This window comes from Desulfopila sp. IMCC35008 (assembly GCF_010646885.2).
In the GTDB taxonomy this organism is placed as follows: domain Bacteria; phylum Desulfobacterota; class Desulfobulbia; order Desulfobulbales; family Desulfocapsaceae; genus Desulfopila.
The window spans coordinates 891,145-910,687 of record NZ_CP050700.1; the positions used below are offsets into that span (position 1 = coordinate 891,145).

Annotated in this window: 19 protein-coding genes; all 19 read left to right on the forward strand. The window is 49.3% G+C overall.

The annotated features are described in order from the left end of the window. Positions 1-16: 16 nt before the first annotated feature. The 19 genes from GA520_RS04000 to murC all read left to right on the forward strand — a co-directional run bounded on the left by GA520_RS04000 (position 17) and on the right by murC (position 19,520). On the forward strand, positions 17-343 hold the full coding sequence (locus GA520_RS04000) for an ABC transporter substrate-binding protein (protein ID WP_163337976.1): 327 nt from the start codon (positions 17-19) through the stop codon (positions 341-343). Continuing rightward, positions 291-662 (forward strand): ABC transporter substrate-binding protein, encoded by a 372-nt coding sequence (locus GA520_RS04005; protein ID WP_163337975.1) that lies wholly within the window; start codon positions 291-293, stop codon positions 660-662. The genes GA520_RS04000 and GA520_RS04005 overlap by 53 nt, the downstream gene beginning before the upstream one ends. 112 nt (positions 663-774) lie before the next feature. Continuing rightward, positions 775-963, forward strand: coding sequence for a hypothetical protein (locus GA520_RS04010; protein ID WP_163337974.1), 189 nt, complete (start codon positions 775-777; stop codon positions 961-963). Positions 964-1,175: 212 nt separating this feature from the next. After that, entirely contained in the window at positions 1,176-2,681 is a 1,506-nt protein-coding gene (locus GA520_RS04015) for a CCA tRNA nucleotidyltransferase (RefSeq protein WP_163337973.1), read from the forward strand. 49 nt (positions 2,682-2,730) lie between these two features. Further along, on the forward strand, positions 2,731-3,348 hold the full coding sequence (locus GA520_RS04020) for an RlmE family RNA methyltransferase (protein WP_163337972.1): 618 nt from the start codon (positions 2,731-2,733) through the stop codon (positions 3,346-3,348). Between the two features lie 169 nt (positions 3,349-3,517). After that, complete coding sequence (locus GA520_RS04025; RefSeq protein WP_163337971.1) at positions 3,518-4,267, forward strand: YebC/PmpR family DNA-binding transcriptional regulator; 750 nt, start codon at positions 3,518-3,520, stop codon at positions 4,265-4,267. A gap of 54 nt (positions 4,268-4,321) precedes the next feature. Then, entirely contained in the window at positions 4,322-4,795 is a 474-nt protein-coding gene (gene ruvC / locus GA520_RS04030; RefSeq protein WP_163337970.1) for a crossover junction endodeoxyribonuclease RuvC, read from the forward strand. 5 nt (positions 4,796-4,800) lie between these two features. Continuing rightward, a complete protein-coding gene (gene ruvA, locus GA520_RS04035; protein ID WP_163337969.1) occupies positions 4,801-5,421 on the forward strand; it encodes a Holliday junction branch migration protein RuvA in 621 nt (206 codons plus the stop codon). Beyond that, complete coding sequence (gene ruvB, locus GA520_RS04040) at positions 5,418-6,482, forward strand: Holliday junction branch migration DNA helicase RuvB (protein ID WP_163337968.1); 1,065 nt, start codon at positions 5,418-5,420, stop codon at positions 6,480-6,482. The genes ruvA and ruvB overlap by 4 nt, the downstream gene beginning before the upstream one ends. 40 nt (positions 6,483-6,522) lie before the next feature. Next, a complete protein-coding gene (gene panB, locus GA520_RS04045; protein WP_163337967.1) occupies positions 6,523-7,350 on the forward strand; it encodes a 3-methyl-2-oxobutanoate hydroxymethyltransferase in 828 nt (275 codons plus the stop codon). A gap of 408 nt (positions 7,351-7,758) precedes the next feature. Continuing rightward, entirely contained in the window at positions 7,759-8,217 is a 459-nt protein-coding gene (gene mraZ / locus GA520_RS04050) for a division/cell wall cluster transcriptional repressor MraZ (RefSeq protein ID WP_163337966.1), read from the forward strand. After that, a complete protein-coding gene (gene rsmH, locus GA520_RS04055; protein ID WP_163337965.1) occupies positions 8,217-9,116 on the forward strand; it encodes a 16S rRNA (cytosine(1402)-N(4))-methyltransferase RsmH in 900 nt (299 codons plus the stop codon). Before mraZ ends, rsmH begins: the two co-directional genes overlap by 1 nt. Positions 9,117-9,164: 48 nt before the next feature. Beyond that, a complete protein-coding gene (locus tag GA520_RS04060; RefSeq protein ID WP_163337964.1) occupies positions 9,165-9,560 on the forward strand; it encodes a hypothetical protein in 396 nt (131 codons plus the stop codon). Between the two features lie 9 nt (positions 9,561-9,569). Continuing rightward, positions 9,570-11,444, forward strand: a complete 1,875-nt coding sequence (locus GA520_RS04065; protein ID WP_163337963.1) for a PASTA domain-containing protein — start codon at positions 9,570-9,572, stop codon at positions 11,442-11,444. 5 nt (positions 11,445-11,449) lie between these two features. Continuing rightward, on the forward strand, positions 11,450-14,524 hold the full coding sequence (locus tag GA520_RS04070) for a UDP-N-acetylmuramoyl-L-alanyl-D-glutamate--2,6-diaminopimelate ligase (protein ID WP_163337962.1): 3,075 nt from the start codon (positions 11,450-11,452) through the stop codon (positions 14,522-14,524). Positions 14,525-14,572: 48 nt separating this feature from the next. Further along, positions 14,573-15,652 (forward strand): phospho-N-acetylmuramoyl-pentapeptide-transferase, encoded by a 1,080-nt coding sequence (gene mraY, locus GA520_RS04075; protein ID WP_163337961.1) that lies wholly within the window; start codon positions 14,573-14,575, stop codon positions 15,650-15,652. After that, positions 15,649-17,028 (forward strand): UDP-N-acetylmuramoyl-L-alanine--D-glutamate ligase, encoded by a 1,380-nt coding sequence (murD, locus tag GA520_RS04080; protein ID WP_163337960.1) that lies wholly within the window; start codon positions 15,649-15,651, stop codon positions 17,026-17,028. The genes mraY and murD overlap by 4 nt, the downstream gene beginning before the upstream one ends. Continuing rightward, on the forward strand, positions 17,021-18,160 hold the full coding sequence (gene murG, locus GA520_RS04085) for an undecaprenyldiphospho-muramoylpentapeptide beta-N-acetylglucosaminyltransferase (RefSeq protein WP_163337959.1): 1,140 nt from the start codon (positions 17,021-17,023) through the stop codon (positions 18,158-18,160). Before murD ends, murG begins: the two co-directional genes overlap by 8 nt. After that, entirely contained in the window at positions 18,144-19,520 is a 1,377-nt protein-coding gene (gene murC / locus GA520_RS04090) for a UDP-N-acetylmuramate--L-alanine ligase (RefSeq protein ID WP_163337958.1), read from the forward strand. The genes murG and murC overlap by 17 nt, the downstream gene beginning before the upstream one ends. Positions 19,521-19,543 lie beyond the last annotated feature (23 nt).

Below are 19,543 nucleotides of genomic sequence, written 5' to 3' on the forward strand. Positions count from 1 at the left end.
TGCCGATTTCTAGATTATGACGGAAGAGTATCCTCCTTATAATTATACTGAGGACGGGAAGCTGACCGGCCTGTCCTCCGAGGTGATGGTTGAGCATACCAATCGTCTTGGACATTCTGGTGATATCGAGGTTCTTTCCTGGGCCAGGGCCTATGGGTTGATCCAGAAAAAAGACGGTCTGATTCTCTACTCAATGACCCGTACCGAGCAACGTGAAGATATGTTCAAGTGGGTGGGGTCGGTGGCATCAAACAAGTGGGTCCTGTTTGCTAAAAAAGGAAGTGGTGTGAGTGTCGCTTCTTTGGAAGATACCAAAAAAAGTTGGAACAATTGGTACCTATAAAGATGTTGCTGCTCAGTCATTCCTCAAAGACAGCGGTTTCACCAATCTTGATTCCGTTCTCAATGATGAGCAAAATGTACCTAAACTCATCGCCGGTAGAATTGATCTCTGGATTGTTGGTGAACTCCAGGGAATCTACAAAGCAAAGAAAAAAGGTGTAAGTGACCAGCTTGAGAAGGTTTTGGATGTGAAAGACACCCAGCTCTATATTGCCTTTAGTAAAAATACAGCAGATGATGTCATCGCCAAGTGGCAGAAGGCACCTGATGACATGAAGGCCGATGGTACCTATGATGCAATAGTTAAAAAATACATGTAAGAGTAAAGACCACCTTGAAAAAATGGTGTTTAGCAATACTGTAGGGGAGTTTTGTAGATAATTGAGCCTGCAAAGGAGAGAAACTTCATTACATTTCAAGGTGGTCATACGCGTGAATGAGATAGATGCCCTAAGGGAACAGATAGCACAAACCGAAAAGATACTGATAGAATCCCGCGATAATTATCAAAAGAATCCAGATGAGTACAGCGCACAACTTCTTCTTTTGACCACTGAGAATCATCTGTCCGATTTACTCAAGAAGTTGGACGCCCTCAGCCAGGCATCCTCGACAGATTGATTGGCCTGCCCGGAGAGAAAATGATTCATAATGGCTCAAGAGTGTTTGTTTGAGCTGGTGATGTGGGGTCAGGACGTGAAATATTATATTTGTGGAGGGCTTTTCGGGCCTTCAAAAGGGAAATTCCGTTAAGGTACCGCGAATGACCCAAGTGTGGTAAATTGTAAGGCCTGGAAAAAGATTATCCCGATGTAAATAAGTCAGAGAGGCTGGTGTTGCACCCACGAATAAAAAAGTTGCCGGAATTACAAGCCTGCTTTCCCCCAGGGGTCTTCCAGGCGCTCCGTGCTGTCGCAATGGATTGCGGTGTTAAGGTGTACCTTGTTGGTGGGACAATACGGGATTGGCTCATGGGGGACAGGCTACCCGGTGATATCGATCTGACGATAGATGGTGGGGCCCATCGGTTCTGCAGGAGCTTAATAGCACAGCTTGGTGGGGGTGCCTTTGTGCCGCTCGGGACCGAGAAAGAAGAGGCTTCCCGGGTTGCCTGGCAGGGGCTGGATATCGATGTTTCTTCTTTTCGGCGTGGGGCATGTACTATCGAGGAGGATCTTGCTCTTCGCGATTTCACTATAAACAGTCTTGCTGTTCCCCTCGCATTAGTTTTCAAGGATGGTGAAGGAGACCTTCTCGACCCTTTATCAGGGATGGCCGACCTGGAGGCCGGGGTTATACGGCACGGTCCGCGTGCCTTTGTCGATGACCCATTGCGGCTGCTGAGAACTTTCAGGTTCATGGTCAGTCTGGGATTTGAAGTTTCCCCTGATACGTTCAGGGAGGTGTCCCTTCATGCAAATAAAATAGATAAGGTGGCGGCGGAACGTATCGGCTATGAGTTGGAATTGATCCTCTCTGCCAGGAACGGGGGCGATGGCTTCTGGCAGATGCATAAATCAGGTCTTTTACACCATCTCCTGCCTGAGCTCTATGAAGGGGATGGTCTGGAGCAGCCGGGTTTTCACCACCTTGATGTATTTCACCATAATTTCCAGGCGCTTCGGGAAATGGAACATCTTCTTTCAAGACCTGATTTCGGGTACCCTGGTCATGAAAATCGATTTGCTGCCTACCTTACAGATCAAGGGCGAGCAGGTAATTTGAAATGGGCGGCTTTACTCCATGATGTCGGAAAACCTACAGCATCAGATGACTCAAAAAAGGAACCTGGGCGAGTGACCTTTTACGGGCATGATGAGATTGGAAGCAGGCTGGTGGAGCATATCGGGATGCGCTTCAAATGGAGTAATGAGCAGCGACTACAGGTCGGTCATCTTGTTGCCATGCACATGCATCCCTTTCACCTCTGCACAACCATGAAAAAGCAGGGATTAACAAAAAGGGCTGCGTTGAAACTTTGCGCCCGGGCCGGGGATCACCTCCAGGGGCTTTTTTTACTCGCCATGGCCGATAGTATGGCGAGTAAAGGGGAGCTCAAACCGGAAAACATCGAGCTGGAACTGATAGCCTTGTATGATGAGGTTATAACCATATACGATAGGGATATCGAACCTGTCCTGGCGTGTAAGCCTTTGATGACAGGGAACGATTTGATAGTATCCTTCGGGTTGAAACCCGGCCCGCAGTTTTCTGTGATTTTAAAGGAACTGCAGGCGCTCCAGATTGAAGGTGTAGTGAAAAACAGAGGGGATGCTTTTCGTTGGGTAAACTGTTATGTAAAAGAAAATAAGCAAACGAAAGATGGTCGGGAGCAGTGAGCTGCCCGTCTTCTTTCGTCTTGTCAAAGCATAGTAAATGGACTAAAAAGTGCGTAAAGTTAAAGATTATTATGCCCAAAAGGCAAAAAAAGACAAATATCCGGCACGTTCCGTCTATAAGCTTGAAGAAGCGCAGCAGAAGTATAAATTCCTGCGTCGAGGGGACAGCGTGCTTGATATCGGCTGTTACCCCGGGAGCTGGTCGCTGTTTGCTTCCGAAGTTGTAGGCCCCAAGGGGGTTGTGGTCGGTGTCGACCTGCAGCAGGCTGAACAGCAGGGGCGTGCTGATGGTGCGGTTATTCACTGGCTCTGTCAGGATATTCGTGAGCCGGAGTTTCTAAAAGAGGTTCGCAGGATTCGCCCCTCTTTTAGGGTGATTATATCTGATATTGCGCCGAGAACCACCGGTTCCAAATGGGCGGATGCCCAGAAATCGATGAATCTTGTCCGCACCACCTTAGATATTGTTGATCTGCTCCTTCTCCCGAAAGGCAGCTATATCACAAAGGTTTTCCAGGGGGAGGATTTTCCCGATCTGGTGGAAAGCCTGAAAGAGCGATTTGATATGGTAAAGGTACTTAAACCGAAGAGTTCCCGGATAGAAAGTCGTGAAGTCTTTGTGCTCGGGATGGGGTTTAAAAAGGTGATACCCGGAAAGAAGAGGTAATGTCTTGTTAATGCAACGATTCAGGCAAGGTCTCTTTTTTCTGGTCGACCACTGAGAATCGCCATCGATGACAAAAACGGAATGTAGTTTTAAGATTGCTGAATTGAAACTACCATCAAAGAACGTATCCCTGTTATCGGGATTATGAAACATATAACAAGGAAGGATTATGGCTGGACATTCTAAATGGGCAAATATCAAGCATAGAAAAGGTGCTGTTGACGCTAAGAGGGGAAAGATTTTTACCCGTTTGATCAAGGAGATTACCGTCGCTGCCAGGATGGGCGGAGGAGATGTGACCAGCAATCCCCGCCTGCGAAGTGCGGTTGCTGCGGCGAAATCTGAAAACATGCCCAAGGACAACATCGCTCGTGCCATCAAGAAGGGAACCGGTGAGATAGAGGGTGAAGTATACGAAGAGATTCTCTATGAAGGGTACGGTCCGGGTGGTGTGGCTGTGCTTGTCGAATGTATGACTGATAACCGAAACAGAACCGTAGCCGATATCCGGCACTATTTCGCAAAAAGCAACGGTAATCTCGGTGAATCCGGATGTGTGAACTGGATGTTTGATAAAAAAGGTCTGATCGTGGTCGATAAGGAGACCACGACGGAAGATGAGCTGATGGATCTTGCGCTTGAGGCCGGAGCCGAGGATGTGGTCGAGGAGGAGGGAGAGTTTCATGTCATGTCCTCTCCGGAAGATTTTGATGAGGTGCGGGAAGGTCTTGAAAAGGGCGGTGTAAAATTTGTCAGTGCTTCGGTTTCCATGGTGCCACAGAATACTATTGAGGTAACCGAGGAGAATATTGCTAAATCGCTGCTGAAGCTCCTGGAAAACCTGGAAGAGCATGACGATGTCCAGAATGTGCATGCCAATTTCGATATCGACGATGCCCTGATGGAGCAACTCTCATAAGGTGGGGGCGAACTGTTCCAGTGCGGGTATGCTGAACATCATTACACAATAAGCATGGAACGCATACTGGGAATAGACCCCGGGTCTCGGATTACCGGTTACGGGGTCGTGGATGTGCAAGGGAGCAGACTATCGTTTGTGGCCTGCGGAACAATCAGGACCAACCAGAAGTACCCTTTCGCCTATCGGCTCAATGAGATTTTTGAGGGTATCAACGAGGTGATCCAGCTTCATGATCCGGTTGTGGCCGCTGTAGAAGACGTATTTCTTGCCTCGAATCCACGCTCCGCCTTAAAGCTTGGCCATGCCAGGGGGGCGGCGGTGGTTGCTGCTATGCAAAACGGTTTAGTGGTTCACGATTACAGTCCACGTAAAGTGAAACAGGCTGTTGCAGGATATGGGCAGGCCGAGAAAGGTCAGGTTCAGCACATGGTTGGTGTTATCCTGGGGCTTAAAGGTCGGCCAAGCGCCGATGCAGCAGATGCACTGGCGGTGGCCATCTGCCATTCCAATCAATTCCAATTCTAAGCAAAATGATAGCCACATTATCCGGCAGGGTGCAGGGAGTTCAAAGTGATCGCGTGATTGTCGATGTCAGTGGTGTCGGCTATGAAGTATTCCTCTCCACGGAGAGTGTAACACGGCTACCGGAGAAAGGCGGCGAAACATTTCTCCACATCCATACCCATGTTCGTGAGGATGCCTTTATCCTCTATGGCTTTTTGGCGGAAGAGGAAAAAGAGCTGTTCCTTATTTTAAAGACTGTTTCCGGTATTGGGCCAAAACTGGCTCTCGCTATGTTGTCTGGTATGGCGGTCGGCGAGTTGTGCAGGGCGATCGGCGAAGGAGACCTGAAATTGCTGACAACCTTGCAGGGAGTCGGAAAAAAGACGGCCGAGCGGATCTGTGTTGAGTTGAAGGACAAGGTTGGTCATCTGGCAGATGGCGCAAGCGGTGGTGATGCGCTCTCTGCAAATCCTGTGGTATCCGGATCGGCGGTGATGGATGCACTTTCTGCACTTGGTAACCTTGGATACAGCGATCCCGTAGCGAGAGAAGCCCTTGGCTCTGTAAAAAGGCAAGTCGGGGATGAAGATTTTGCAAAACTCACCATTGAAGAGCTGATCAGGGAAGGCTTGAAGGCGCTGGCATGAATTTTGAGGAAGATATCCAGGCAGGCGATGACCGTTTGGTAAGTCCGGAACCGGTATCCCGTGAGGGCGGAAATGATTACGCCCTCAGACCGAAGAGGCTTGATGAGTATATCGGTCAGAGCCAGGTGCGTAAAAGTCTTGATATCTTTATCAGGGCGGCACTTGGTAGAAACGAACCGCTCGATCATGTACTTTTTCATGGTTTTCCCGGTTTGGGTAAAACCACACTTTCCTATATCATAGCGAGTGAGATGGGGGCCGGGATCAAGGTCACCTCTGGACCGGTAATAGAAAAGCAGGGTGATCTAGCCGCTATCCTTACAAGTCTCCAGGAGGGGGATGTCCTCTTTATTGATGAAATTCACCGGCTGAATCATGCCATTGAAGAGGTGCTCTACCCTGCCATGGAGGATTTCCAGTTGGACCTGATCATCGGCCAGGGGCCCGGGGCGCGTTCCATTAAAATGGATTTACCCCGTTTTACCCTTATTGGCGCAACCACCCGCACGGGTTTGCTTACCCCTCCTTTACGGGACAGGTTCGGTGTTATCTTGCGCCTGGAATTCTACAGCCCGGAAGAACTGGTTAGTATAGTTCAGAGATCATCCAGCATACTTGGTATGGATATTGACTCCTCAGGTGCCCTTGAGCTTGGCAGGAGGTCGAGGGGAACACCCCGTATCGCCAACCGGCTTCTTCGCCGGGTCCGTGATTTTGCTCAGGTAGGCAAGCATAGGGTAGTGAACGCTGAAGTAGCCGATGATGCCCTGAACCTGCTTGGCGTTGACCGGTTTGGCCTGGATGAAATGGACAGGCGGATCATGCTGACGATTATCGACAAGTTCCAGGGGGGGCCGATAGGTCTTGAAACTCTGGCAACGGTTGTTTGCGAGGAAAAAAATACTCTTGAGGATGTGTATGAGCCGTTTCTCATCCAGTCCGGTTTTATAAAAAGGACCCCGAGAGGAAGGGTTGCCACAGCGATGGCCTATGACCACTTCGACAGGAAACTGTTGAGGCCTCCCTCTGTTCAACCCGGTCTTTTTGATAATGACGTATGATTATTCAACCCACAAATGATAATTCTAACATGGTGATGTGATGGCGAAAACAATTCAGGAAATCATTGCGATGAAAGAAGCGGGCTCCAGGATCTCCATGCTGACAGCCTATGATGCTGGGATGGCCCGGCTCATGGCGGATTGTGGGGTCGACATGTTCCTGGTGGGGGATTCACTGGGTATGGTTGTACTCGGTTATGACTCCACCGTTCCTGTGACCATGGACGACATGATTCATCATGCGTCGGCGGTACGGCGCGGTGCTCCCGATTCATTTATTGTTGGTGATATGCCGTTTGGGTCCTACCAGACCGGTCTCCGGGATAGTGTGAAAAACGGGATTCGCTTTGTGAAAGAGGCGGGTTGTGATGCTGTGAAGCTGGAAGGGGGTAAGGCTGTCGCTGATACTGTGGCAGAGTTGGTTCGATCCGGAATCTCGGTTATGGGCCATCTTGGCCTGACTCCCCAGACAGCCTCTCAGCTGGGCGGCTATAAGGTGCAGGGAAAGGATCTTGAAAGCGCGTCGACAATGCTGGAAGACGCACTTGCCTTGCAAGAGGCAGGGGCTTTTTCTCTCGTGCTTGAGTGTGTTCCATCGGAGCTGGCCGCCATTATCTCGCAATCTCTCACTATCCCGACTATCGGTATCGGGGCTGGTGCTGATTGTGATGGGCAGGTCCTTGTTGTAAACGATATGTTGGGCATGTTTGAAAAATTCATTCCGAAGTTCGTGAAACAATACCAACAACTGGCCCCAATGATCCGGGAAGGGGTCAAGCAGTACGTGAGTGAAGTTCGTGATGGGAGTTTTCCGGCATCCGAACAGGGATTTTCAGTGGATACCGATTACAGTACTCTTCAAAAGTAACACTATTCAGCCTGCAAGATAGTAAGGGTCGTCCGGGAGCATCTCGGGCGACCCTTTTTTGGTTGTATGCCCCACTTTGCACCACCCATCTTTTTGTTTGTCCATTTTCTTCTTTTTTCAGGCCATTCAACATTTTTTCTCCGCGTGCCAAATATGCGAGATTGATACCAAGATTTTGTTGGGCGATTCCAGGGAGAATTCCTGGGTTGAGTACACTATATGGTGTTTCGGGTGATAGATGTGTGTTCTATGTGGTGCATTGGTTGCTTTTTCTTGTGTTGTTAGGTTCCCGATGTTGCGTATATTTTTCCTTGACATGAAGTCCCTTGCTGTTATAAATGGAAATAAGGTGGAGAGAAGTGGAGTAAAGGGGAAGCAAAGTGGAGTGAGGTCCCAGAGAGGGGATGAATGGCAAAAAGCAGGTTTCGCAGCACGACAGAGCACACGATGGATTCGAAAGGGAGGCTCAATTTTCCCAGTCGTTTCCGCGAGGTGTTGAACCAGTATGATTCGGAGATCCTCATGGTTGCGCCATGGGGTAAGAATCATCTGCGTGCTTTCCCTTTGCCGGAATGGGAAATCCTGGAAGATCGGCTGATGACCGAAGGCCGTGAGAAACCCGATCTCGCAAATTTCATACGATATGTTGTTGGTGGTGTAGCCGAATGCAGCCTGGACAAGCAGGGTCGGGTACAACTCCCTGTGCAGTTGCGTACAAAAGTCAGTTTGGCCAAAAACATAATGCTGGTCGGGATGATAAGGCATGTTGAGATCTGGGACAAGGAGATCTGGCAGCAGGATAATGAAGCAACCAGCGAAAACTTTGATTCCTTTAATGAGCAGCTTTCTCAGATGGGGATTTTTTAATGGCCCTGGAACGGGATATTGAGCGTATCCATATCTCTGTGTTGGCCGATGAGGTTCTGCAGTACCTCAAACCGGTTTCCGGTGGTATTTACATGGATGGTACCCTGGGACTTGGCGGGCATTCCTTGCTGATCTTGGAGGCCAGTAGTCCGGAAGGCCGTGTGATCGGATTTGAGTGGGATGAAAATGCGATAGCCAGGAGTCGTACTCGACTTAAGGACTTTGGGGAACGATTGACGATCGTTCGGCGTAACTTTGCAGAGATTGCTTTAGGACTGCAGGAAGCGGGAGTGGAAAAGCTTGATGGTTTGCTTATTGATATCGGCCTTTCTTCACTTCAGCTTGATATGGGTGATAGAGGCTTTAGCTTTCAGCGGGATGAACCTCTGGATATGAGGATGGACAGCCGCAGAGAGATAACGGCAGCCAAAATCATTAAACAATCAACCGAAGAACAGCTGGCTGACATTTTTTATTATTACGGGGAAGAACGACAGGCACGCCGCATAGCATCATTTATTGCAGAGAGTCGGAAACAAGAAGAGATTAAAAGCTCCGGCCGTTTGGCGGAACTTGTGTCACGTGCCGTTCCCCGTCGTTATCATCCGAAGAAAATACATGTCGCAACCAAGGTGTTTCAGGCGTTGCGAATTGCCGTCAATACGGAATTGGAAAACCTGTCCCGGATAATTGATGAGGCTCCTGCCTTGTTAAAGCCGGGTGCACGATTCTGTGTGATTTCTTTTCATTCTCTGGAAGACCGGATTGTGAAAAGGAAGTTCAGAGAACATTCGGATCTGAATGTTCTTACCCCCCGGCCGGTGACAGCAGGTGCGGGGGAGGTTTCGGAGAATCCGAGATCGAGGAGTGCCAAATTGAGGGTTGCAGAACGGATCTGAAAAGCGGCAGCAGGAGAGAAAAGGTAATTTGGGAGGAGGGAACGTTACATGCTACTGAACAATTCAGCTCAAACATATGCGCGGCCAGTAACGGCTGCTCCGCTTAGGCAGCATCTTACAAGAAGACAACATCTGGAGTTACCCGGCGGGTTGCAGCTTTGGAAGAGAGGGGCGAAATTCGCTGCCTTGCTTCTCCTGTTGGTATGTACGTGTCAGTTGGGGCTTGGCCAATTTCGTAAAGGATTGATCGAAACCATTGAACTGACCAGGCTTCAACAACTGAAATTGGCTGATGAACACATTTCCCTTCGGGCCAGGCGGGCTGCCCTGCTGATGCCCGACAATATCGAACAGGTGGCGGCATCGACACTCGCTCTTCAGTCGCCGGAACCCGGGCAGGTGAGCAGATATAATCAACAAAAGGGTCGCTTTGAACGGTTATAGCGAGGGAAAATGGCAAAGCGGACCGGTCTGCGGAGGCAGGACAGGAGAAGACGCAGAACGGTATGGCTCTGGCTGGGCGTATTGGTTGTCGGTGCATTCGGTTGCTGGATGTATTTTCAGTCCCCGGACAGCGGTTGGAATTTCAGGAGATTGCTTGAGGGTGAGCAAACCGGCCTAGAAGCGAAGCAGGTGCGTCGAGGCTCCATTTATGATCGTAACTACAAAGAGTTGGCGGTCTCTCTGGAAAGGGTTTCTGTATATGTACGAACACGGGAAGTAGAAGGCATACTGGATGTTGCTGAAAAACTTGCCCCGGTTCTTGAAACCGAAGAAGAGCAGTTACTGGAGGCATTACAAGAGGGGAAACAACGGATATGGCTGATGGTGGACATCAGCCAGGACCAGGAAGATACCATCAGGGAGTTGGACTTGCCCGGAGTATACCTGCATAAGGACTATTCTCGATTCTATCCGCAAAAGACCGATGCTGCGCATCTGTTAGGTTTTGCCGAAGATGGTATAGGTCTTGCGGGTATTGAGTTTTATTTCGACAGGTTGCTCAGGGAAGTTCTGGCGGAAGGGGATGAGTATCTGGGCCACCACGGTCAGGAGCTGTTGCTGACCCTGGATATGAAGATTCAGTCTCTGCTTGAAGACCTTGTTCGTGAGATAAGCAAAGGCAGACCGAAAACGGCAATCGGGGCATATGCAATGGATGCGGGTACCGGTTCAATCGTAGCTGCCGCACAGTTTCCGTCGTACAACCCGAATACATATCGCCTGTACTCACAGGATATCCTCGAAAGCCTGCTGGTGCGACCCATGGTTGTACCGGAAACATTCCGGCTTATGCTCCGGGATGTGGCAGTTCTGAAGAGTCAGTATGACGCTCGTGGCAGCATCCTTCCCTGGAGTATTTCACAATCTGGACAATCCCTTGGCACCGAATTGCGGTTATGGGAAAGCCTTGGGCTGGAAAGTAGTCCGCCGGAAGAGTTTGTTATCGTGACCGAGGTATTATCAAAAGGCGGTTACCGGAATATTTTAAACAGAAGTGTCGCCAATCTGGGGACTGTGCCGGAGATGATGACACCTCTTAATCTTCTGACCGGTTTATCAGTTTTATTAAACGGGGGACAAAAGATTCAGCCTCACGTCGCGGGGTCGGTAGTTGATACCAGGACCGGCAAGGAACATACAATTGATGATTACGTCGATAATGGCACGGGACAGGAGGTTGTCGCAACGGATGTCTCAAAGGAGTTTTCACTCCTTTTTGGCAGCTTGTCCGCAAAGGATGATTTGGGTGGTGGGACGGTGTATGACGAAGTCCGGTTTGTGAGAGAAGCTGACAAGGGCTGGGAACTCAGCAGAAATGGGGTCTATTTTATCGCCTTACCCCTTCCAAATGCTGAGGTTACAATGCTGCTCACCATTCAGGATAACGGAGGGGAGATGCAAAGGAGTAAAAATACTCAAGCGGTCTCACCAGGAAAGGCGTTGGCCTCGGTTTTGCCGAGAATTGCAGTACTTCAGCAGGTAGGAAAAGGGTTGCATGCGGTTGCCGAACCAAACGACGGGCAGAGTGGTAATTTTCCTGCTACTCTTGATCCTATTCGGGATGCGTTGAGAGATTCCATGGCAGCGGAAGATTCTGCAGAAACGACTGTTGAGTATATGCCGGACCTGATAGGTTTTAGCCTGAGGAAGGGGTTGCGGATGCTGCAGGATAAAAATTGCAGGATTCGGGTGTATGGGACAGGTCAGATAATAGGTCAGGAACCGAAGCCGGGAACGGAGTTGAACGAGACCTCGGAGTGTGTGCTTAAGCTGCGACAAGAGGATGTAAGCCTTGAATCCTATGAAAAGAAAATTGTGAATTGAGACGTATGGGCGGCATGAAACATATCAGTCGACAAAACCAACAGGTAGCCAGGTCTCTTGGCGAGGTGCTGCAGGGCATTGAATATGTAGTATTGCAGAAACCTGATCGTGCCCCCGATGAGCCTACAATCTCAATGGTATATCATGATTCGAGGGAGGTTTCTGAAAACAGTATCTTTGTCGCTGTGGCCGGCACGGTGGTCGATGGCCACAATTATATTGGGGATGCGGTTCGAAATGGCTGTGCAGCAGTTATCGTGGAAAGAGGCGCAAACTATCAGCGTCCCGGTAACTGGAAAGGTTGGCTTATTGAAGTAGAAGATTCCAGGAAGGCATATGGGGCTGCAGCCGAAAACTACTTTGGAAATCCGGCGGCGGAAATGATTCTGGTTGGAATAACAGGAACCAACGGTAAGACGACTATTACCTATCTGCTTGAGGATATCCTGGAACAGCAGGGGTATAGGGTAGGGGTTATCGGCACGGTGACCTATCGCTATAACGGGGTGAATGGGAGAGTTGTAATGCCGTCACCCTTTACGACCCCTGAGGCTGTGCAGCTGCAAAAATTATTGTATGAAATGGCTGCTGAAGGGGTTGGTTATGTTATAATGGAGGTCTCATCCCATGCCTTGTCCCAGTCTCGTATCGGTACTATTTGTTTCGATGTTGCGGCTTTTACTAATTTGTCCAGGGATCATCTGGATTATCACCGAACCATGGAGGAGTATTTTCAGGCGAAATCGATTCTCTTTGTTAATCACCTGAAAAAAAAGGCCCAGGCGGTGATTTCGACGCCTCTTAGGCAGGGAGACGACGAGGACTGGTCAGGTCGTATCGCCGAATTTTGCAAGACGATAGGAGTAAATACCATAACCTGCGGGAAGGGGGAAGGTTGTGATTTTCGGGTTCTTGATTACTCGTCAGTTCTGACCGCAACCGAGATTTCTCTGATGGCGGCTGGCCGTCCAATATCCATGAAGAGTCCCCTGGTGGGGCACTTTAACGTCGACAATTGTCTAACTTCGCTTGGAATTGTCTCGGCTCTCGGTATAGACCTGGATAAGGCTGTTACAACTCTTGAAAACGCAGTCGGGGCACCGGGCAGATTGCAGCGGGTGCTGGTCGATGACGGTTCTGAGCAGGATATGCCGGTTGTTTTTGTTGATTATGCGCATACTCCTGATGCCCTCAAACAGGTGTTGGCCACTCTGGAGGCACTGCCGCACAGGGAACTCTATTGTGTTTTTGGTTGCGGAGGTGACAGGGATAGGGGGAAACGACCGGTTATGGGAAGCTTCGCCGGATGTTTTGCTGATGTGGCTATCATTACAGATGATAATCCTCGGACGGAAGACCCGGATGAAATTCGGCGTCAGATTGTTCCTGGAGTGATAAAGGCAGGTCTCGAGCAACAAGAACAATTATGGCTGAAGACAAGAACAGGAGGCATCAGGGGTTTCGTTGAAATCGGCAACAGGAAAGAGGCAATACACAGCGCCATTTGCAGTGCCGGCAGTGGCGATATCGTTCTTATTGCCGGTAAAGGACACGAAACGTACCAGCTGACCATGCAGGGTAAACAGTTCTTTGATGACTGCCTGGAGGCGGAAGATGCCCTTTGCTCCTGGAACTGTCACTCCCTGGCTAAAGCAACCGGAGGAGACCTGGTGCAGAAGGAGGGGTGTGAAGGAAAATGTCTCGGGAGTGTTTCAATAGACAGCAGGAACATTCATCCGCGTGATGTGTTTGTCGCTCTCAGGGGAGAGAATTTTGATGGGCATAGCTTTCTGGAATCCGTTGTCGAAAAGAAGAGTGGCTGCCTGGTTGTGGAAAAAGGCAGTGACAAAACAATACCTTCATCAATTTCGAGGATTGAGGTGGCAGATACCCTGCGGGCACTGGGTGACCTTGCCGGCTACAGGCGTCGCTTACTCGCAGCAGACAGGAACCTTGCAGTAGCGGCGATAACCGGAAGTTGCGGTAAGACAACAGTTAAGGAAATGACTGGAGCCATTTTGCAGCGTAGATGGCCGGCCGGGCCGGATTATCCGCCTGAGAGTGTACTGTTAACCAAGGGAAACCTGAATAACCTCATTGGACTGCCACTTTCCCTCTTACCTATTTCTCGCCGACACAAGGCTGTGGTTCTTGAGATGGGAATGAATATACCGGGTGAAATTCGGAGGATGACAGAGATAGCCGATCCGGATATCTGTTGTATTACCAATATCCACGGAGTGCATCTGGAAGGGTTGGGATCTATTGATGGTGTCGGGGATGCGAAGGAGGAACTCTTTGCCCAAGCCTCAAAGAAGTCGATATTTATTGTTAATATTGATGATGAACAGATATGCAGACGAGCAGAAAAATATTCTCAACGAAAGATATTGTTTTCCGCAACTCCAGAACATGTACACCAGAAACCTGATCTTTTTGCCTCTGACGTCAATGGGTCGGAACCGGGTGTCTTGACGTTCACGCTGCATAAAGGAGAAGAACAGGAAGAGATTCATCTTTTTACTGCCGGGATCCACAATGTCGCCAACGCGGTTGCGGCGGCAGCCATTGCAACTGCCGGAGGGGCAAGTTTAAAGGAAATAGCAGCAGGTCTTGCGGATTTCAGACCTGCAGACAGAAGAATGGTCATCGAGAAGGGCAAAAATGGTCTGACAGTCATTAATGATACCTATAATGCCAATCCGGTTTCCATGGCTGCAGCGATCGATGCACTTGTCGAGTTGTCACCGGGGAAACGTGGGGCGGTATTAAGCGATATGCTTGAACTTGGTGAAAGTTCGGCAGATCTGCATTATCAACTTGGGCGTAAGGTCGGTATTTCCGGTCTCGATTTCCTGGGAGTTGTAGGGAACTTTCGTGACGATGTTGTGAGAGGAGCAGTTGATGCGGGGATGAATCCGCAAAAAGTCGCGGCTTGTCCCGATAAAGAGGACATTCTAAGAGTTTTGAACACACTTATAGACAAAGGTGAACTTGGTGAAAATGACTGGCTGCTGGTCAAGGGGTCCAGGGGTGGAAAAATGGAAACCATTGTCGAAAAAATGATTGAAAGCCGTTGATGAGAATTGACGTTGATGAAGAAAAAAGAGAAGGGATAAGAAGACAGGATGCTGTACCATTTACTATACCCATTACATAGCACATTTATCGGCTTCAATGTCTTTAGATACATAACCTTTCGCTGTATCTGCGGGGCGGTGACAGCGTTTGCCATAATGATTATTTTTGGTCCGATGTTTATTCGGGCTATGAAACGGTTGCAGATAGGACAAGTTGTCCGCGACGACGGACCGGAAACTCATCTTGCCAAGCGGGGTGTACCGACTATGGGGGGGATATTGATCCTTTTCTCCATTTCCGTTGCAACTCTGCTCTGGGCGAACCTTACCAATCCCCTTATCTGGTTGATCCTTTTTACCATGCTGTTTTACGGAATTATTGGTGGTCTGGATGATTACCGCAAGGTAAGCAGGAAATCGAGTGCGGGGTTAAGTGCCAAAGGAAAGCTTGTGCTGCAGGTGGCAGGGGCGATGGTAGTCGGCCTTTTTATTTTCATTCATCCCGGTTATGACGGCCAGCTCAGCTTGCCCTTTTTTAAGGACATTCAACCGGATCTTGGTTGGTTCTACATTGTCTTTGCTGTTGTTGTTATTGTCGGTGCTTCAAATGCTGTAAACCTGACAGATGGTTTAGACGGGCTTGCGGCAGGGCCAACGGTTGTGTCGGCGGCGGTGTACCTGGTGTTTTCATACCTGGCTGGGCATGTGGTTCTGGCAGAGTATCTGCAGATACCCTATGTTCAGGGAAGCGGTGAGCTGGCGATCTTTTGCGGAGCCCTGTTTGGAGGGTGTCTTGGGTTTCTCTGGTTTAATGCATACCCTGCCCAGGTCTTTATGGGAGATGTTGGGTCGCTCTCGCTTGGTGGTGCTCTCGGGGCTATTGCAATAATCATTAAACAGGAATTTCTACTGGCCATCGTTGGTGGTATTTTTGTTATGGAAGCGCTGTCGGTGATTATGCAGGTTGGATATTTTAAGATGACCCACGGTAAACGGATTTTTCTCATGGCTCCGTTTCATCATCATTTTGAAAAGAAAGGCTGGCATGAACCGAAGGTGGTGGTTCGATTCTGGATCGTGTCAATAATTTTGGGTCTCTTTGCGATAGCAACATTGAAACTACGTTGAAGGCGACAACGGGACATATTGGGCCGGGAATGTGTGTGGCGGTAATGGGGTACGGGGTTACAGGCCGTTCTGCTGCATCATATTGTCTGTCCTCCGGTGCCAAGGTCATCGTTTCGGATTCCGGCAATGAGCAAGGATTCGTGCAACAGTACGGAGATTATTTTTGGCAAAACAACATCCAGTATGAGGCGGGGGGACATAGCTGGCAGTTCCTGAAGCAGGCGGACATGGTCATTGTAAGCCCAGGTATCGCCCTGGATAGTTCCCTCGTAAAAAGGCTACGTCAAAAAGGTATCCCTGTTGCGGGTGAACTGGCAGTGGCGGCTCCGTTGCTTCGAGTTCCTGTGGCTGCAATTACTGGTACAAATGGAAAAACTACCGTCACTTCTTTACTCGGTCACATTCTGCGGCAGGCGGGTAAAAAAGTTTTTGTCGGAGGTAATATTGGAATTCCTCTTCTCAATTATTTACAGAATGGGGATGCTGAGTACCTGGTGCTTGAATTGTCCAGCTTCCAACTTGAAACGGCGGGTGACTTCCGGGCCGATATTGGCATATTGCTTAATATAAGTCCTGATCATATTGACAGGCATAAAGGTTTCACAGGGTATGTACAGGCCAAGAAGAATCTCTTTTCTCATCAGCGGGAAACAGATGTGGCAATCCTGTACGGTGATGATTCCGTCTGCATGGACGGTAAAGAAAACCTCACCGCGGAGCTCCTGACTTTTGGTGCAAGTCCAGCGTGCGATGCAATAACGAAAGGGGTAACTGTCCGAACAGAACGTAGCGGGAAAGAGGTGCTCTACGATCTTACCGGTACTCAACTTGCTACCCCAATTGGTGTGAGAAACAGTGCAGCAGCCATTCTTGCTGCACACCGATGGGAGGTAGAGCCTGAGGCGATACGATCGGCCTTATCCTCTTTTCGGCTGGAGTCCCACAGGATGCAATGGGTGGGGGAGTGGAATGGTGTTACGTATATAAACGATTCGAAAGCCACCAATACCGGTGCTGTTATAGCTGCTCTCGAGCAGTTTGACAATGGTGTCATACTCATCGCAGGTGGTAAGCATAAGGGAGAAGACTATTCGGTTCTGCAGGAGGTATTGCGGGAAAAGGTGAAGGCTTTGGTACTGCTGGGAGAGTCGGCTGAACAGATACATTCGGCAGTAAAAAATAGCTGTTCGATCATAATGGTTTCCTCATTGCAAGAGGCTGTCACTAAGGCCAGGACACTCAGCGAGCCAGGTGATACTGTATTGTTATCACCCGCCTGTGCCAGTTTTGATATGTTCAGTAGTTACGGTGAGCGCGGCCTTGTATTTATGGAAATCGTACACGCCTTATTGGAGGAACCGGTGCATCATGGCTGATTCAAAGGACTCCTTACGGATGTTGATTACAGGCGGTGGAACCGGGGGACATCTGTTTCCGGCAGTGGCAGCTGCCCAGGAGTTAAAAAGAAGGGAGCCTGGTAGTGAGGTTTTGTTTGTTGGTACCCGTAGAAAGATTGATACCACCAGTCTGGATCAATACGGTTTCAGGAGTTGTTCAATTTCCAGCTTTGGTTTGAAGGGGAAGAAAATCATGGACCTGATAAAGGCTCTGGCCATATTGCCGGTTTCCTTTTTTCAGGCATTGTCTCACATCAGGCACTTTAAACCGGATGTCGTATTGGGCGTCGGTGGCTATGTGACCGGTCCGGTAATGGTTGCAGCACGATTTGCCGGTGTTGCAACCGTCATACATGAACAGAATTCGATTCCTGGAATGGCGAACCGTAAGTTGGGTAAATTAGTTGATAGGATATGTGTTTCATTACCGGGAAGCGAGGACTATTTCCCCCCAAAAAAAGTAATTTTTACCGGTAACCCGGTTCGCCGGAATATCTTGGAACTTGCCAAGCTGGAATCCCTGGATATGCAAGCGAAACCTACACTTCTGGTACTCGGGGGAAGTCAGGGTGCACATGCTGTCAATAAGATGATAGCAGAGGCCTTTGTCAGTGAAACGAGTAGGTTGAAAGATCTGGTTCAGCTGATTCACCAGACGGGGCCGGCAGATTATGATTGGGTTAATAAGGCATACAGGGAAAACGGTATAACTGCTGAGGTCGCTACGTTTTTTCAGGATATGAGAGCTGTTTATGAGAAAGCTGACCTTCTGGTATCCAGGGCAGGCGCGACAACGCTTACAGAGATAGCTGTACTTGGTAAACCGGCCATTTTGATACCGTACCCCCATGCGGCCGACAATCATCAGGAAAAAAACGGGGACTATTACGTTCAGGGTGGTGGAGCACTTCAGTTCAGGGAGAATACGCTCAAGGCAGAAAAACTTGCCGGGATAATTGCTGAGTTGGTGGCGGATAGAGGCCGGTTAGACCAAATGTCAAGCAGGATGAAAGAGCTCGGGCGACCGGATGCGGCAGAAAAACTGGTTGATGTCTGTATGGGGATCACCAAAAGCAATAGAAGGATGGGAACCGGTGTACAGGAAAAGTAAGCATATACATTTTGTGGGAATCGGCGGGATAGGCATGTCCGGTATTGCCGAACTGCTTCTGAATCTGGGCTACACGGTTTCCGGATCTGACCTGGGCTCATCCATGATAACCGAGAGGCTGGCAAAGTTAGGTGGTGTCGTCCGCCAAGGACATAATGGTGAGAACATAATTGGTGCCGATGTGGTTGTAACCTCCTCGGCGATTGATCCTGCCAACCCGGAAGTGGTGGAAGCCAAAAAAAATCATATACCGGTTATCCAGCGAGCGGAGATGCTCGCGGAACTGATGCGGCTTAAGAAATTCGGAATTGCCATTGCAGGAAGCCATGGCAAAACTTCGACAACATCCATGGTTAGTTGGATTATGGCTGAGGCGGGACTTGATCCAACCATTGTTGTTGGCGGTAAGGTGGATTGTCTTGGTGGTAACGCCAAGCTGGGTGAGGGTGAGTTCCTGGTGGCGGAGGCTGACGAGAGTGACGGTTCGTTCCTGAAGCTGTCACCGGTCCTCGAAGTCGTGACCAATATTGATCTGGAGCATCTGGACTATTACAGAGATCTGGATCACATCAAGGAAACATTTCTTGAATTTATAGATAAGATACCGTTTTACGGGGCAGCTATTCTTTGTCTTGATGATGAAAATGTGGCTGAGTTACTCCCCAGGATTAGCAGACGAATGATAACCTACGGCATGACCGCACAGGCTGATCTGCATGCTGAAAGTGTTGAGTTCAAGGATGGCCGTGTTCATTTTTCCGTCTACCGGGGCGTTGACCACCTTGGTCAGGTCGACTTGGCACCACCGGGAAAACATAATGTCTATAATGCTCTGGCGGCGCTTTGCGTAGGTTTTGAACTCGATATTAAATTTGATGTGATGGCGAAGGCGTTGGGCAGTTTTAACGGTGTGCAGCGGCGAATGCAGAAAAAGGGTGAATGCCAAGGCGTGACTGTGGTGGATGATTACGGTCATCATCCCACCGAAATCAGGGCGACACTTGCAGCGATCAAGAAAGCCTGGCCACGGAAACGGCTTGTGGTGCTTTTTCAACCACACAGATACTCGCGAACTAAGGCGTTGTTTAAGGAATTCCTGACGGCCTTTCATCGGGCGGATGTGTTGATTATGACAGATATCTATGCGGCGAGTGAAGAGCCCATAGAGGATGTCAGTACGGAGTGTTTATTGGCAGAGATAGAACGCCATGGGCAAAAACATACTCTGTATATTCCCGAGGTTGAAACCATGGCTGAAGAAGTAATAGGGATGGTCCGGGAAAATGATCTGGTCCTGACCCTTGGTGCCGGGAACATCGTGAGCGTTGGTGAAAAACTTGTGAAGTTGCTTGAAAAATAATAGAGCCCGGCTGTCAGGTTGAG